Source organism: Streptomyces sp. NPDC126503 (assembly GCF_040302405.1).
GTDB lineage: Bacteria > Actinomycetota > Actinomycetes > Streptomycetales > Streptomycetaceae > Streptomyces > Streptomyces gulbargensis.
In genome coordinates, this window is sequence record NZ_JBEORS010000007.1 from 59,305 (window position 1) to 75,206 (window position 15,902).

The window sequence follows — 15,902 nt, forward strand, 5'->3', positions numbered from 1 at the left end:
TCAGCCGTACGGGATGACCACGACGGAACGGTCCGCGCCCGTCCTGAGGCGGGAGTCCCCGTTCCCGATGGCGCTCCAGACCTCCAGGCGCACGGTGCCTCCGCGCAGGTCGCCGAGGGTGCCGGTGGCGGACTTCAGGCCCCGGGCGGCGGTGTAGTCCTCCCAGCCGGTGACCGGGTCGGTGGCGAAGTAGTGGTAGGTCTCGGTCCGTTCGAAGGTGCCGTCGCCGGTGAGGTCGTAGCTGACGCGGGCCTGCTGGCCGAGGCCCACGGCCGTCCCGGCGTCGACCTGGAGGCGGAAGGCGGTGGCGGCGCCGGGCCGCAGCGCCGCGTGGACACCCCTGGCCTCGTAGACGAGCGGACGGTAGGGGGTGCCGTCGTGGTTGGCGCCCTGGGCCGAGAGGAGGACGTCGGCGCCCTCGGTGCCGCCGGTGGCCGTGGTGAGCGTGCCACCGGAGCGCAGCTGGAAGGTGTTGCCGGGCGGGGGCTGCGGGTCCGGGTCGGTGGAGCCGGGACCGGTGGCGGTGGCGGTGGAGCGGGCCGGTACGGAGAGGGTGCGGCCGTCGGAGAAGGTGACGGTACGGGCCGTGGAGCCGTGGTTGTGGGCGGCGTAGGTGCGGGTGGTGCCCTTGGTGAAGACGGCCGCGGTGGGCAGGTCGGCGGTCACGGCGGGATCGGGGGCGCCGAGCGTGTCGAGGGTGGTGATCCAGTGGTAGGTGTGGGCCCGCGACTCCCCCGCCTCCGGGGTGTAGGCGGCGTGCCCGGCGTCCCACTGCGCCTTGGCGGCGGCCGGGTCGGCGAGGGAGCGGAACTCCCAGAGCAGGTCGCGCCATTCGACGGCGGGGCCGCCGTTCTCGCGTTCCATCTCGGCGAGGTTGCGCCGGACGGCCTCCTTGTGGCCGCCGAGGTGGAGCGAACCGCCGGTCACCGGCAGGACGTTGATGCCGTGGATCTCCTCGGGGTTGGCGGTCCACCAGGTGGCGTACGCGGCGCCGCTGCCCCAGACCATGCCGGCGGTGTCGTGGCCGAAGGAGGCGGGGAAGACCTGCTGGTCGGCGTCGAACCAGTACTGGGCGATGGCCTCGCCCTCGGTGGTGAGCAGATAGGTGCCGAGATCGCGCAGGCCCACGTCGCCGGTGGCGGCGCCCCACAGGACGAGGGCGGCGCTGAGGTTGGTGGACTCCGAGGAGGACTCCTGGTTGTTGCCGGCGGCGAAGCCCTGGTGGCCGCTGGCCCAGCTGTGTCCGGCGTAGACGTCGAAGCCGCGCAGGAAGGGGTAGGCGGCGTCGGTGCGGCTGGGGTTGGCGGTGTCGCGGACGAGGGTCTTCACCATGCCGCCCCAGGCGGAGTCGGCGGCCCAGCCCGGGTCGTACTGGGCGACGATCGCGGCGGCGTACACGTAGTAGCCGTAGTGGAAGTGGTGGTCGTTGAGCTCGGTGTCGCTGCCGTAGGAGGCCGGGTACCCGGTGAGGGTCTTCCAGACGCGGTCGTACGAGAACTCGCTCGCCCCGCCGGCGGTGAACCACTCCTGGAGGCGGCCCTTGATCAGCCCGAGGAGCCGGTCGCGGACGGCTCCCTCGCCGATCTGGTCGGCGACGGGCACGAGCTGGGCGAGCTTGCCGAGCGCCTTGCCGGTCCAGTAGGTGTCGACCGCTCCGGAGAACGGGTCGGCGGAGTTCACGACCTCGCCCAGGTACCCGCGCAGCCGGGCCGTGTCCGTCCCGGCCGCCCTGGGCAGCGCCGGCAGGACGGGGGCGGCCTTCTGGGCGGTGGTGAACGAGGCGGCCGCGCGCACCTTCATGGTGCCGCGCGGTGAGACGTACGTGTAGGGGGTGAGGGCGTCGGTGGTGTGCAGCCACTGGTGCCGGTAGAGCGCCTGGAGGGTGCCGCGCTCGGTGCCCTCCTTCGCCTCGGTGGACAGGGTGTAGGTGGCGCGGACGGTGCCCTGGGAGCTGCTCCAGTTGACGGTGGAGCCGGTGACGAAGCTGTAGGCGTACGTACGGAAGGTCGCGAGCGCCTCGGGGGAGGGCAGGACGGCGACGGAGAAGTAGTCCTTGCCGGCGAGGCCCGCGGTGAGGGTGGACCCGGCGATGTTCCAGTCGGCGCCGGTGGGGGCGAAGAGGGCGTAGTGGTGGCCCGCGACGGTGATGCCGAGGACGTTGCCCTGGTCGGCGAAGACGGCCGGGGTGCCGGCGGTGGTGACGCGGGCGTCGCCGCCGGTGCCGCGGGCGTACACGAAGGGCATGCCGTGGCCGATGGTGGTGCGCAGGGTACGGGCGCCGTCGGACCAGTAGGGGGTGACGGTCCAGTCGGACCAGCCGTCGACCTTGGTGTCGGGGGCGTTGAGGCCGGTGAGGCCGATGGTGAGGTCCCGCTTGTGGGCGTACTCGTACTGGCGGCCCTCGCCGACGACGGCGGGGCTGGTCGGATAGCCGACGTCGAGGCCCGCGGCGGTGGCCTGGTAGGTGAGCGGGTGGCCGTACATCGGGGTGGAGTAGGGGTTGTCTCCGTAGCGCTGGAAGGCGAGGGAGGACCACCAGTCGTTGGTGGGGACCGGCCGGCCCTGGGCGGCCGCGGTGACCTTGGGGGTGACGGGCGCGCCGGTGTTGGTGGTGGGCCCGGAGGTTCCAGGGGGGCGGGTGTCGGAGTGGCTTCCGGCACCGACGGGAACGGTGGCGGCCGCCGCGGGGGTCGCGGCGGGGCCGAGTCCCAGGGCGGCGAGGGCGGCGACCAGGGCCAGTGCGGCGGCCGGTCGGAGGCGGGGGGCTGGCATGTGCGGCACCTCGATGGGGACGGGGGTGGGGGACGGTGTGTGGTGCGCATGCGGGGCGGGGACGGGGGTCGGAGAGGGCGGGGCTCCGGCAGGTCTTCGGCGGACGTCCGGAGCGGTGTCGAGAGCGCTCTCAGATGGCCGGAAACGTAAAACTCCCGAAACCGGGGTGTCAAGAGAGCGTGCACGGCGGGGAGTTCACCACCACTCCCGACCGATAGGCCTTCAACTCTTGACGGAACGGCCTCGGCGCGGGCACGCTCCAACCGCATCGCTGAGAGCGCTCTCAAAACGTTTCCCGCTCGACCGGAGCCAAGGAGGCTTCCCATGCCCATCGCCCGAGCCGCCAGGAGAACCGCCGTCCGACTCGGCGCGCTGGCCCTCACCGGGGCGCTCCTCGCCGCCTGCGGAGGCTCCCCGGACTCGCCGTCCCCGGACAGCGCCGGCGGGAAGGTGACGATCACCGTCGACCTGTTCGGCTCGTTCGGGTACAAGGAGGCCGGGCTCTACGAGGAGTACGAGAAGCTGCACCCGGGTGTCACGATCAAGCAGACGGACACCGAGGACGAGGCCGACTACTGGAAGTCGCTCCAGACGCGGCTGGCGGGCGGCGGCGGGCTCGCCGACGTCCAGGGCGTCGAGGTGGGCCGGATCGCCTCCGTCACCCAGCAGCAGTCGGACCGCTTCGAAGACCTCCGGAAGTACGGTGCCGACCGGCTCAAGGGGCAGTTCGCCGAGGCCAAGTGGGCGGCCGCCACCGGCAGGAACGGTGAGGTCCTCGGCCTCGGCACCGACGTGGGCCCCGAGGCGATGTGCTACCGCGCGGACCTGTTCCGGCGGGCCGGCCTGCCGACCGACCGCGAGGAACTGGCCCGGCGGTGGGCCACCTGGGACGGCTACCTGGAACTCGGCCGTCAGTACAAGGCGAAGGCACCCGGCAGGAGCGCGTGGCTCGACAGCGTCGGCAGCCTCTACTCGATCATGATCGGCCAGCAGAAGGAGCGGTACTACGACGCCTCCGGCAAGCTGATCTGGGAGAACAACCCGGCCCTGCGCGAGGCGTGGGACCACGCCGTGGAAGCGGCCGAGGACGGGCTGAGCGCCCGGCTCGACCAGTGGTCGCCGCAGTGGAACCAGGCCTTCGCCGGCGGCTCCTTCGCCACCATCCCGTGTCCCGCCTGGATGCTCGGCTACATCAAGGGCCAGGCGGGCGAGGCCGGCAAGGGCACCTGGGACATCGCCCGGCTGCCGGGCGGCGCCGGGAACTGGGGCGGCTCGTACCTCTCCGTACCGAAGGCGGCGAAGCACAAGAAGGAGGCGTACGAGCTGATCGCCTGGCTCACCGCGCCCGAGCAGCAGGCGAAGCTGTTCCGCAAGCAGGGCAACTTCCCCTCCGCGACCGGGGCGATCGACCAGGTCGCCGACGCGAAGGACCCGTACTTCTCCGGCGCGCCGATCGGCCGGATCTTCGGCGAGGCGGCGAAGGCGGCGCCCGTCCAGGTGCTCGGACCGCACGACCAGAACATCGCGCAGCAGATCACCAACGCGCTCAGCGAGGTCGAGCGGAAGGGCGTCTCCTCCCAGCAGGCCTGGTCGAACGCGCGCAAGGGCGTCGAGAACACCCTCGGCTGACGGCCCGCTGCCGCGTGGCCCCCGGGGCCGGGGGCCACGCCCGCCACCGCACCGGCGCTCCCGGGCCCGCCGGCCCGGCTCCGCCCCCTCCCGTCCCGCCGCTCCCCCTCCCGAAGGGCCGCCCCGTGACCCTCACCGCACCCGAGACCCCGGCGACGCCGCGACGGGCCGCCACGTCCCCGCCCCCACGGCCGGGGGCCGCCCGACGGGCCTGGCGGACCCTCTCCCCGTACGCCTACATCGCCCCGTTCTTCACCCTCTTCGCCGCCTTCGGCCTCTTCCCCCTGCTCTACACGGCGTTCGTCTCGCTCTACCGCGTCGAGCTCCAGACGCCCGGCGACATGGAGTGGCGGGGGCTGGGCAACTACACCGCCCTGCTCGGCGACACCTACTTCTGGACCTCCCTGCGCAACACCTTCACCATCGGGGTGCTCTCCACGGTGCCGCAGCTGGCGATGGCCCTGGGCCTCGCGCACCTGCTGAACTACCGGATGCGCGGGCGCACGTTCCTGCGGACGGCGATCCTCCTGCCGTACGCGACGTCCGTCGCCGCCGCCACCCTCGTCTTCGCCCAGCTCTTCGGCAGGGACTTCGGCCTGATCAACTACGCGCTGGGGCTGATCGGGATCGACCCCGTCGACTGGCAGACCGGCACGCTCGCCTCGCAGATCGCCGTCTCCACGATCGTCATCTGGCGCTGGACCGGCTACAACGCGCTGATCTACCTGGCCGGGATGCAGTCGATCCCCGACGAGCTGTACGAGGCGGCGGCCATGGACGGCGCCTCGCGATGGCGCCAGTTCTTCCACGTCACCCTGCCGGGGCTGCGGCCCACCATCGTCTTCACCGTCATCGTCTCGACGATCGGCGCGACCCAGCTGTTCGGCGAACCGCTGCTGCTCGAGGGCAGTGTCTCGGGCGGCATCTCGCACCAGTACCAGACGCTCGGCCTCTACATGTACGAGCAGGGCTGGGGGTTCTTCCACCTGGGGCGGGCCGCCGCCATCGCGTGGGTGATGTTCCTGCTCATCGTGGTCCTCGTCGGAGCCAACGCCCTGATAGCGCGCCGGCGTTCACGCGCCGAGCGCGGGGAGGGGAGCTCCGGCGCACGGCGGAGCGAGGCCACCGGGCACGTCACGCGCGCCCCGCGCCTCCGGCGCACCGACCACACCGCCCGCGCCCACGCGGGACGCACCGACCGCACCGACCGCACCGACCGCGAGGAGGCCGGCCGATGACCGCGCTCGCCGACCCGACCGCCCCTCCCCCGGCCCCGTCCGCGGCGCCCCGCCCTCCCGCCGGAGGCCGCCGGGGCCGCCCGCCGCGCCGCCACCCGTCCGGCGCCGGCCGGACCCTGCACGCCGGCCCGCTGGCGTACGGGATCCTCGTCCTCGCCGTCCTGGTCTCCGCGTTCCCGTTCTACTGGACCCTCGTGGCCGCCAGCCGCTCCAACGCCGACCTGGCGCAGGCGCCGCCGGCGCTGGTGCCCGGCCCGCATCTGATCCGGAACTTCGAGGCGGTCCTCGAAGAGGCCGACATCGGCAAGGCCCTGCTGAACTCCCTGATCGTCTCGGGTTCGGTCACCCTCGGCACGGTGCTGTGCTGCACCCTGGCCGGCTTCGCCTTCGCCAAGCTCCGCTTCCGGGGCCGGGGGGCGCTGCTCGCGGTGACCGTGGGCACGATGATGATCCCGCCGCAGCTGGGCGTGATCCCGCTGTTCATGCTGGTGGCCGAGCTGGGGTGGGTGAACCAGCTCCAGTCGGTGATCCTGCCCGGTCTGGTGTCCGCCTTCGGGGTGTTCTTCATGCGCCAGTATCTGGTGCAGTCGCTGCCGGACGAGCTGATCGAGGCCGCCCGGGTGGACGGCGCCTCCACCGCACGCGTGTTCTGGTCGATCGTGGTGCCGATCGCGCGCCCCGGGATGGCCGTGCTCGGCCTGCTCACCTTCATGGCCTCGTGGAACGACTTCTTCTGGCCCGTCGTCGCGCTCTCCTCCTCCGAGCCGACCGTGCAGGTCGCCCTGCGCCAACTGGGCGGCGGCTACGTCCACGACCAGTCCGTGATCATGGCGGGAACGCTGCTGGGAACGCTTCCCGTGCTGCTCGTCTTCGGTCTGCTCGGCAGGCAGATCGTCGGCGGGATCATGCAAGGTGCTGTCAAGGGCTGACCTCCCCCCCTCACCCGCCCCCTCCACGCCTCTCCACGGTCCTCTCCCCCGTCCCTCGCCGGACCTCCTCTCACTCGGGAGTTCTCCTCACATGACGACGCTCGACGCACGCCCCGGCACGACCGCCCCCGCCCTCCGCTTCCCGCCCGGCTTCCGCTGGGGCACGGCCACGGCCGCCTACCAGATCGAGGGCGCCGCCACCGAGGGCGGCCGTACGCCGTCCATCTGGGACACGTTCAGCCGAACGCCGGGCAAGGTACGCAACGGCGACACCGGTGACATCGCCGCCGACCACTACCACCGGGTCGACGAGGACATCGCCCTGATGCGGCGGATCGGGGTGACCGACTACCGCTTCTCCGTCGCCTGGCCCCGCGTCCAGCCCACCGGCCGCGGGCCCGCCGTGCGCACGGGCCTGGACTTCTACCGGCGGCTGGCCGACGGGCTCCTGGAGGCCGGCATCCGTCCCGTGGCCACGCTCTACCACTGGGACCTGCCGCAGGAGCTGGAGGACGCGGGCGGCTGGCCCCAGCGGGAGACCGCGTACCGCTTCGCCGAGTACGCCGGCCTCGTGGCGGAGGCCCTCGGCGACCGGGTGGCGACCTGGACGACGCTCAACGAGCCCTGGTGCGCGGCCTTCCTCGGGTACGGCAACGGGGTGCACGCGCCGGGCCGCACCAGCGCCGTGGCCTCGCTGCGCGCCGCCCATCACCTCAACCTGGCGCACGGCCTCGCGGCCCGGGTGCTGCGCGAGGCGGTCCCGGTGACGGCGGAGGTGTCCCTGACCCTCAACCTGCACGCCGTACGGCCCTGTTCACCGGCCCCGGAGGACGTGGACGCGGCCCGCAGGATCGACGCGGTCGGCAACCGGATCTTCCTGGACCCGGTCTTCCACGGGCGGCTCCCGGAGGACCTGGTGCGGGACACGGCGGCGGTCACCGACTGGGACTTCGTCGCGGACGGCGACCTGGCCGCGATCTCCGCGCCGCTCGACTCCCTCGGCATCAACTACTACGCGCCCTCGCTCGTCGGGGCGGGCAGCTCCGAGTCCCCGTCGCCGTGGGCCGGCGCGGAGCGGCACGTGCGGTTCGAGACGGTGCCGGGGCCCCGGACGGCCATGGACTGGCCGGTCGACGCGGACGGCCTGTACGGGCTGCTGCTGCGGCTGCGGGACGACCTGCCGGGCGTCCCGCTGGTCATCACCGAGAACGGCGCCGCGTACGACGACTACGCCGACCCCTCCGGCCGGGTGAAGGACCCGGAGCGGGTGGCCTACCTGCACGCCCACCTGGCCGCGGTGCACCGGGCGCTCGCCGACGGGGCGGACGTCCGGGGCTACTTCCTGTGGTCGCTCCTGGACAACTTCGAGTGGGCGTACGGCTACAGCAAGAGGTTCGGCATCGTCCACGTCGACTTCGCCACCCAGCGCCGTACGCCCAAGGACAGCGCCCGCTGGTACGGGGAGGTCATCGCGCGGGGCGGCCTCGACACCCCGTGACGGCGCCGGGCACGCGTCCCGCCCCCGCCCGCGCGGAAGTGGCCCCGTGCCGGGAGCCCGCCACCCGTGGGGCTCCCGGCACGGGGCGCGGGGGGTTGGTCAGGCGCGCTGCCAGAGCGCCGGGGTGGTCGGCGGCTCCCAGCCGGTCTGGGCCTGGTGGCCCTGGAGGCAGCGGTAGGTGCCGCCGCCGTAGGTGACGACGTCACCGGCCTTGTACACCTTGCCGACCGCCCACGTGCCGCCGGGCTGCGGTTCTCCCGGGCCGGGGCCCGGGTCCGTGGCGGTGGTCTTCAGGGTGAGGCCGTAGTTCTGGAGGATCGGGTTCAGCGGCTGGAAGAAGGTGGTGCCGCCGGTGGAGCAGTTGCCCGAGCCGCCGGAGGTCACGCCCTGCGCCTGGCTGCCGGAGATGTACGAGCCGCCGGAGTCGCCGGGCTCGGCGCAGACGGTGGTCCGGGTCACCCCGCTGATCGTGCCCTCGGGGTAGGTGACGCTGGTGTTGTGCTGCTGGATGGTGCCGCAGTGCCAGCCGGTGGTGGAGCCGGAGCGGCAGACGGAGGAGCCGACGGGCTGGAGCACGGAGCCGGTCACCTGCACGTTGGCGCCGCCCGCGCCCTTGACGTACGGGGTCGCGGTCCAGCTGGAGTTGGCGGCGACCCAGGCCATGTCGTTGCCGGGGAACACCGAGGCCTGGAAGGTGCCCTGGGCGACCTGGTTGTAACCGCTGGTGCTGGTGCCGGTGCGGCCGCAGTGGCCGGCGGTGGCGAAGCCCTGGGTGGTGCCGCGGGTGACGGCGAAGCCCACCGAGCAGCGGCCTCCGCCGCCCATGTAGTAGGCGTCGCCGCCGCGGATGTCGTACAGCGGGCGGGGCGCCTCGGCGGTGCGGACGACGCGGACGAGGTCGCGGGGGACTCCGGTGGCCGCGAGGAGCCGGTCGCCGGCTCCGGCGCGGGCCTCCTCGACGACGAGGACGTTGGCGCGGACGTCGACGTAGCGGACGGGCGCGTCGGCGGTGGCGGCCCGGTCGAGGGCGGCCTTGGCGCGGTCCAGGGCGGCCAGGTCGTTCGGGACGACGCGGACGCTGGCGCCCGCGGCCCGGATCGCGGCGGCGTCGGCGGCGCGGGTGGTGGCGACGGTGAGCGTACGGGCCTCGGGTCCGTCGACCCAGGCGCCGGCGAAGGCGGGACCCAGGTCCTGCCGGAGGCGGGCGGCGGTGGCTCCGGCCTCGGCCTCGTGGGCGAGGCGGGTCAGCGCCTGGGTGCGGGTGAGGCCCAGGTCGCGTTCCATGGCGCGCAGCAGCTCGGGCGGGGCGGCGTCGGCGCCGAGCGTCCGGGCCGCGCCGGTACCGGCGCCGGTGGAGACGGACGGGGCCTCGGGCCGGGCGACGGCGGTGGCGGAGCCGGCCTGGAGGCCGGCGAGCGCGAGACCGGCGGCGGCCAGCACGGTACACGCCGTGCGGGCGTGTCGTCGGAGCATGGGGGCTCTCCTCGGGTTGCGGTGGGGATCTGGAGCCACCGTAGGAACCCCGAGGAGGCGGCGGGAGCTGCCGACCGGCCCCTGCCATGGCGTTATGGCCACCGCCGGCGCGCCGTGGACGCCCTATTCACGCCCGGCTCCTGACGCCCGTACAGCACCGGACGCCCGTACGGGGACGGGTACGGCGCGGGCCGGGGCCGGGGCGGGGGTGTGGGCGGCGCTGCGGGTCAGCGCGTCGGTGTGGGCGGCCCGGGCGTGGGTCAGGACGGCGGCGGCGCGGCCCGCCGCCCGGCCTTCGGGGTGCCAGCCGAGGAGGTGCCGCCAGACGAGCGGGGTCCCGGCGAGCGGGCGGGTCACCAGGCCGGGGGTGGCGGGGAAGGTGGCGCGGCAGAGACCGACGGCCCGGCCCACCTGGACCAGGTGGACGCAGGAGGCGGTGTCCGTCTCGTAGACGCAGGCGGGGGTGAAGCCGGCGCGGACGCAAGCGGCGGCGAAGCAGTCACCGAAGCAGCCGTCGCCCGGTACGTCGCTCCAGGCCTCCGCGGCCAGTTCGGCGAGTTCGATCTCGGCGCGCGCCGCGAGCGGGTGGTCGGCGGCCAGCATGACGTGCACGGGGTCGCGGGCGACCTCGGTCCAGGCGAGCCGTCCCGCCTCGGGGGGCCCGCTTTCGCCGCAGACCCCGACGAGGGCGAAGTCGAGCCGTGCCGCGGCGACTCCGCGGGCGATCTCCCGCTCCGACCAGGAGGTGTACGTGGTGACCTGGGCGCCCGGTTCGGTGCGGGCGAGCCGGTCCACGAGGCCGCCGAGGAGCGGGCCGTGGGTGCCGCCGAGCCGGTAGCCGCCGGCGCCCTGCCGGGCGAAGCGGACGGCTTCCTCCTGGAGTTCGCAGACGGCGGGCAGGACGACCCGGGCCCGGTCGAGGACGAGGTCCCCGAGGGCGGTGGCGCGTACGCCGTCCCGGCCCCGCTCGAACAGCGTCCCGCCGAGGGCCCGCTCGATGCGCTTGAGCTGGGCGCTGAGGGCGGGCTGCGCGAGGCCGAGGACCGTCGCGGCGCGGGTGAGACTGCCGGCGTCCGCGATGGCCCGGATCGTCTTGAGGTGTCGCAACTCCAAGTCCATGCGGAGAGCTTGCCGCCCCTCCCCCAGGCAGGTCCATACCAAGGAGGGGGCTTGGAAACCCTTCCGGCACCCCCTAGGGTAAGTTAGGTGAGCCTAACCTAATCGATCAGGGGGTTTCCCGATGGTCTCCGCTCCTTCCTCGACCGAGCCGGCGGACGCGGAGCGCGTCCGCACGGTCGTGGCCGCCGCCGACTCCCTCACCGTGGTCACCGGCACCCGCGACTACGTGCTCCTCGGCGCCGGCCTGCACACCGTCGACGAGGACGGCCGCCTCCTGCTGCACGTCCCCGCGGACTGCCCCCTCACCGCCGAGGTCGCCTCCGCGCCCCGCGGGGCCCTCTCCGTCCTGCTGGAGTTCACCGACGTGGCCCCTGTCGCGCTGCGCGACCGGGTGCGTGCCCGTGTCACCTTCGCCGGCCGGCTCACCCCCGGGGCGCGCGACACCGAACTGCGCCTGGACACCGCCCACGTCTCCCTGGAGACGGCCCGCGGCACCGTCACGGTCGGCCCGGACGCACTCGCCGCCGCCCGGCCGGACGCGCTGGCCCCGTACGAGGCGGGCATGCTCACCCATCTGGTGGACGGTCACAGTGACGTGGTGGACCTGCTGGCCGGGCTGCTCGACCCGGCCCTGCTCCGCGGCGCGACCGCCGTCCGGCCCGCCGCCGTGGACCGCCACGGCCTCACCCTGCGGGTGGAACGCGCCACCGGGCACGACGACGTCCGGCTCCCCTTCGCCGCCCCCGCGTACGAGCCCGCCCAGGTGGGCGACCGCGTGCACGGTCTGATCGCGGCGGCCGAGCGCGCCTTCCACGGCCTCGCGCCGCTGCCGCTCGGCCCCCGCCCCGAGTGAGGCGGGGGCGTCAGGGGCCCTCCTCCTGGAAGTCGTCGCCCGCCAGGCGCAGCGCCAGTTCCTGGAGGATCACCTCCGTCCTCGGCTCGGCGCCCGTGCCGTCGTAGGCGTCGGCGACCGTCTCGAAGGCCAGGATGAAACCGTTGACCAGCGCGCTCAACGGCTCGGAGAGCTGGGCGAGCACGGCGAAGCCCGCCTCCTCGGCCGTCGCCCCCGTCCGTACCTCGAACTGCTCGGGAATGACCTCGCCGAGCAGGTCCGAGGCGATGCGTTCGTCCACGTCGGAACGCAGGGCCGTGAGCGCGGCGATGGCCTTCAGCTTGATCTCGTTCTCCGTCACATGCCGAGGTTAGGCCGAAACGGGCGCGCGGCGGGGGAGCCGCGAGCGAAGCCCCGGCGAACCCGGGGCGGCCCGCTCAGGAGGCGTTCGGGCCGACGTCCGCCGTGGTGAGGGGCGAACGGAGCGGGGCGGTGGTCGCGTACTGGTCGGCGCCCACGTCCCGGCTGGTGCCGCGGGTGTGGCCGTCCAGGTCCTCCGTGACGGCCGGACTCGCGAGGGTCGCCGCGCCGATCGCCGGGCTGCCCGACGTCAGGCGGTACACCCCGTCGGCGCCCCGCTGAAGGCGCGGGTCGGTGCGGACGAACCCGCCCGCCGGCAGGTTGCCGTTGGCCGCGGCCCCCCACAGGATGTTGCCGCTCCACCGGAAACCACTGGTCGCGCCCATCGCGACGAGTGTGCCCGCGTCGCCCACCAGCAGGTTGTCGGCGACGACCACGTCGCGCGGCGCGTAGTCCTTCGTCTCCCCGAGCAGCGTGCGGGCGTTGCCCCACAGCGTGTTGTGCGCGACGACCGCGCGGTCGCAGGCGTCGTTGCCGCGCCGCTCCTCGGTGGTCTCGCCCTCGTGGTGGTCGCGGGTGGTGCCGCTGCCGATCACCAGGGCCTTGCCGGTGAGCCCCGCGACGTAGTTGTTGACGATCAGGTGGTCGTTGCCGTAGACGCGGATGCCGTCGTGGCCGTCGACGATGTGGTTGCCCGCCACGGTGGTCCGGTTGCCGTGGCGCAGGACGATGCCGCCCAGGCTGTCGCGGACGGTGTTGTAACGGACGGTGTTGTCCGAGGACTTGACCGACACGGTCTCCGGGTCGCCGTCGCACCGCTCGAAGAGGTTGTACTCGACGAGGGCGTGGGCCGGCGTGAGGGCGCGGGAGCTGACGCCGAGGCGGATGGGCTCGCCGCCGTTGTCCCCGGCGAAGCTGTGGTCGGAGAAGTGGTTGCGCAGGACGTGGAGCCGCTGCGCCATGCCCGTCGTGCCCGGCCCGTCGACGCGGAGGAAGATGCCCTCGGTGGTCTTGTGGTGGAAGTGGTTGCGGTCGATCTTGACGTCGTCGCCCTGGACGATCACCCAGTCCAGGCCGGTGAGGTCGGCGAACCGGAGGTCGTTGCGGGTCAGCCGGATGCGGGTGCTGCCGGTGGGGATCACCATCGAGGTGCTCTGCCGCAGGGCGAAGCCGCTGATGGTGATGTCGCTGGAGTCGTCGAAGACGAAGCCGCGCGTGCCCTGGAGCACCGCGCCGCCCCGCGAGGCGGCGACGACGGTGATGGGGGCACTGCTCGTGCCGCGCTTCCCCGCGAAGCTGATGCCGTCCGAGGGCAGGGTGTAGGTGCCGTCGGCCAGCACGATCCGGTCGCCCGGCAGCGCGCGGTCGATCGCGAGCTGGAGTTCGGCGAGGGAGGCCACCGGGACGACGCGCTCGGCGGCGAAGGCCCCGGACGCCGCCCCTCCCACGGCGGCGGGTACGGCGGCGAACGCCGCGCCCAGCAGCGTGCCCTTCAGTAGCGTGCGTCGTCGCATGATGGCTTCTCCCGTGTTCGGCGAATGCGCGCACGCGGTTCCGTCGTGCGGCGCGTCCCCCAGCTTTCCGCCCGGCCCTGCCGTACCGCTCACGAACGGCTAACGGCTGACGGTGGTGGGCTCCGGGCGGGCGGCGGACGGGTGGCCGGCCGCCGCCGAAGCGGTGGGGGCGTGGCGCCCGTACCCGCTGCCCCGGCCGTGGTTCGCGCGGGGCCGTACCGGCCGCGTTCGCCCGGGACGTAGAGGAGCCGGCTGTTCGACCTGGTCGCTGCCGGGGCGGCTGTTCGACGGGGACCTCGACCGGTACGCGGCCGAGCCGGGACTCCCGCCGCGCACCACGGCCCTGCTGCGACGGACCGGTTCGGGCGCTCCCGCCGAGCCGGGCCGCGCCGGCGCGTACCACGGCGGCAGCGCGTACGGCTCCCGGAGCTCGACCTGGGCGGCGAGATCGGCGGACTCGGCATGGCCGTGCTCAACAGGGGCTGCCCGGCGGTGCCGGAGTCCGCCGGATTCGCCCGGGCGCACGGCCTGGCCCACGCCGGCATCGCGGCCCGGACGGCCGCCGTCCCGCGCGAGCCTGCCCCGGGCGGAGGGCCGAGGCGTGGACGCCCGGGCAGCCCGTCCGGGACGGCCGGTACGGTTCTCCTGCCCGCTCCGGGGACGAGGGCCGTGCCCGGACCGGCACCGGCCGCCGTACAGCGCCGCCCGAGGAGGCAGGACGATGGAGCAGACCGCCGCGACGCCCGGCGCGCCCGCCGAGCCCGCCGGGCCGGTGCGGGGCCCGGAGGTGTCCGGAGAGACCTCCGGCGCGCCCGCCGGGCCGGTGGGGCCGCTGGTGCGCGGCCTGGACGTGCTGCGGGTGCTCGCCGCCGGGCCGGAACCGCGCCGGCACCCCGGGGACCTGGCACGGTGCACAGGGCTCGCCCGGTCGACGGTGGACCGGATCGCCACCACCCTCGTCCGCGTCGGCGTGCTGCGCGCGGAGGGGCGCGAGCTGCTGCTCGCCCCCGGGGCGGCGGAGCTGGGCAACGCCTATCTCGCCTCCTGCGGTCTGCCCGAACTCCTCGGCCCGCACGCCGCGTCCCTCGCCGGCGCGCTGGACGAGTCGGTGTCCCTGGCCGTGCCGGACGGCGACGGGGTCCGCTTCCTCACCCGGTCCGCCCGGCGCCGGGCCATGGCGATCTCCCTGCGGCCCGGCGACCTGCTCCCGGCCGCACGCTGCGCCGCGGGCGCCCTGTTCGCCGCCGGCCGGGACGGGGACCGGCCGGCGTGGGGCACCGGCACGCCCGCCCGGGACAGGAGGGTGGCGGAGGCGCACGCCCGCGGCTTCGCGGTGGACGACCAGATGATCGAACCGGGCCTGGTCGCGGTCGCCGTGCCGGTGCGCGGCCCGGACGGCGCGGTGGTCTGCGCGGTCGGCGTGGAGAGCCACACCAGCCGGCACAGCGCCGTCTCCCTGGAGGAGTGGGCGCTGCCCGCGCTGCGGCGGACGGCCGCGGCGATGGAGGAGGCGTTCGCCTGTGCCCCGGCCCCCGCCGCGCACCCCGCTCCCCCGGCGGCCACGGCCGCCGGTGCGCGCAAGGACGTCCTCAAGGAGGAGCTGGGCGCCGGCTTCCTGCAGTCCCTCGCACGCGGCCTGGACGTGCTGCGCGCCTTCGGAAGCCTTCGGGGCCCGGCCCGGCTGACCGATCTCGCCCGGCTCACCGGACAGCCGCGGGCCACCGCCCGCCGCTCCCTCCTCACCCTGCGGCACCTGGGGTACGTACGGGAGGAGGCGGCGGGTTTCCGGTTGCTGCCCCGCGTCCTGGAGCTCGGCCACGCCCGGCTCTCCGCGCTGACGCTGCCCGAGATCGCCACCCCGCACCTGGTGGACCTGGTGGGCCGGGTCCGGGAGTCGGCCTCCGTGGCGGTGCTCGACGGCGACGACATCCGGTACGTGGCGCGGGTCGCCAGCAGCCGCATCATGCGGATCGACATCGGCGTCGGCACCCGGCTGCCCGCGTACGCCACGTCGATGGGCCGTGTCCTGCTCGGCGCGCTGCCGGCGGCGGAGCGGGCCGCGCGTCTCGGCCGGATCACGCCGGAGGCGCTGACACCGCACACCCTCACCACCCGCGAGGATCTGGAGAAGGCGGTGACGGCGACGGCCGAGCGCGGTCACGGCTGGGTGGAGCGGGAGTTGGAGGAGGGCCTGCGGTCGCTCGCGGTGCCGGTCACGGACGGGGCGGGCCGGGTGGTCGCGGCCGTCAACATCGCCCTGCACGCGGGGCGTGCCACCCCCGGGGAGAGCCTCGCCGCGCTGCTGCCCCCGCTGCGTGAGACCGCCGCCCTCATCAGCGCGGACCTCGCCGCCGTGGGCCGCTTCTCGCCCGTCGCGCCGGGCTGACCGGCCCTCAGGGCGCCGGGCGCCGTCGCCGCCCGTGCGGGGCGCCGCCCGGCCACGGGGGAGTCATTGACGGCGGTGCGCCCGCCGGGCTTCGATGGCGCCCGGCGACCGAGGTCGCCGCCACCGTTCGCCGCACGCCCCGGAGCCGTCGT

General features: G+C 74.7%; 10 protein-coding genes and 1 pseudogene. 6 read left to right on the forward strand and 5 right to left on the reverse strand.

Annotated features, from left to right (window positions below):
- A complete protein-coding gene (locus ABTY40_RS11775; protein WP_352059374.1) occupies window positions 1-2,772 on the reverse strand; it encodes a glycosyl hydrolase in 2,772 nt (923 codons plus the stop codon).
- Window positions 2,773-3,096: 324 nt separating this feature from the next.
- Here ABTY40_RS11775 and ABTY40_RS11780 point away from each other — a divergent pair, with 324 nt between their 5' ends.
- The 4 genes and pseudogenes from ABTY40_RS11780 to ABTY40_RS11795 all read left to right on the forward strand — a co-directional run bounded on the left by ABTY40_RS11780 (window position 3,097) and on the right by ABTY40_RS11795 (window position 8,066).
- A complete protein-coding gene (locus tag ABTY40_RS11780) occupies window positions 3,097-4,401 on the forward strand; it encodes an ABC transporter substrate-binding protein (protein WP_352059375.1) in 1,305 nt (434 codons plus the stop codon).
- 125 nt (window positions 4,402-4,526) lie between these two features.
- Window positions 4,527-5,495 (forward strand): annotated as a pseudogene (locus tag ABTY40_RS11785) (carbohydrate ABC transporter permease); the annotation flags it as partial.
- Window positions 5,496-5,635: 140 nt separating this feature from the next.
- On the forward strand, window positions 5,636-6,568 hold the full coding sequence (locus tag ABTY40_RS11790) for a carbohydrate ABC transporter permease (protein ID WP_352059376.1): 933 nt from the start codon (window positions 5,636-5,638) through the stop codon (window positions 6,566-6,568).
- Window positions 6,569-6,659: 91 nt separating this feature from the next.
- Entirely contained in the window at window positions 6,660-8,066 is a 1,407-nt protein-coding gene (locus ABTY40_RS11795) for a GH1 family beta-glucosidase (protein WP_352059377.1), read from the forward strand.
- 99 nt (window positions 8,067-8,165) lie between these two features.
- Here ABTY40_RS11795 and ABTY40_RS11800 read toward each other — a convergent pair whose 3' ends face one another.
- Window positions 8,166-9,539, reverse strand: a complete 1,374-nt coding sequence (locus ABTY40_RS11800) for a carbohydrate-binding protein (RefSeq protein ID WP_352059378.1) — start codon at window positions 9,537-9,539, stop codon at window positions 8,166-8,168.
- Between the two features lie 123 nt (window positions 9,540-9,662).
- Window positions 9,663-10,658 carry a LysR family transcriptional regulator gene (locus ABTY40_RS11805; protein WP_352059379.1) on the reverse strand — a complete coding sequence of 332 codons (996 nt, stop codon included), beginning with the start codon at window positions 10,656-10,658 and terminating at the stop codon, window positions 9,663-9,665.
- A 121-nt stretch (window positions 10,659-10,779) separates the two neighbouring features.
- On the opposite strand from ABTY40_RS11805, the gene ABTY40_RS11810 reads away from it, so the two are divergent.
- Window positions 10,780-11,511, forward strand: coding sequence for a DUF2470 domain-containing protein (locus tag ABTY40_RS11810; protein WP_352059380.1), 732 nt, complete (start codon window positions 10,780-10,782; stop codon window positions 11,509-11,511).
- A 10-nt stretch (window positions 11,512-11,521) separates the two neighbouring features.
- Here ABTY40_RS11810 and ABTY40_RS11815 read toward each other — a convergent pair whose 3' ends face one another.
- Window positions 11,522-11,851, reverse strand: coding sequence for a hypothetical protein (locus tag ABTY40_RS11815; protein ID WP_352059381.1), 330 nt, complete (start codon window positions 11,849-11,851; stop codon window positions 11,522-11,524).
- A gap of 76 nt (window positions 11,852-11,927) precedes the next feature.
- Window positions 11,928-13,364 carry a polysaccharide lyase 6 family protein gene (locus ABTY40_RS11820; protein ID WP_352059382.1) on the reverse strand — a complete coding sequence of 479 codons (1,437 nt, stop codon included), beginning with the start codon at window positions 13,362-13,364 and terminating at the stop codon, window positions 11,928-11,930.
- Between the two features lie 721 nt (window positions 13,365-14,085).
- On the opposite strand from ABTY40_RS11820, the gene ABTY40_RS11825 reads away from it, so the two are divergent.
- Window positions 14,086-15,750, forward strand: coding sequence for an IclR family transcriptional regulator domain-containing protein (locus ABTY40_RS11825; protein WP_352059383.1), 1,665 nt, complete (start codon window positions 14,086-14,088; stop codon window positions 15,748-15,750).
- Window positions 15,751-15,902: the final 152 nt, after the last annotated feature.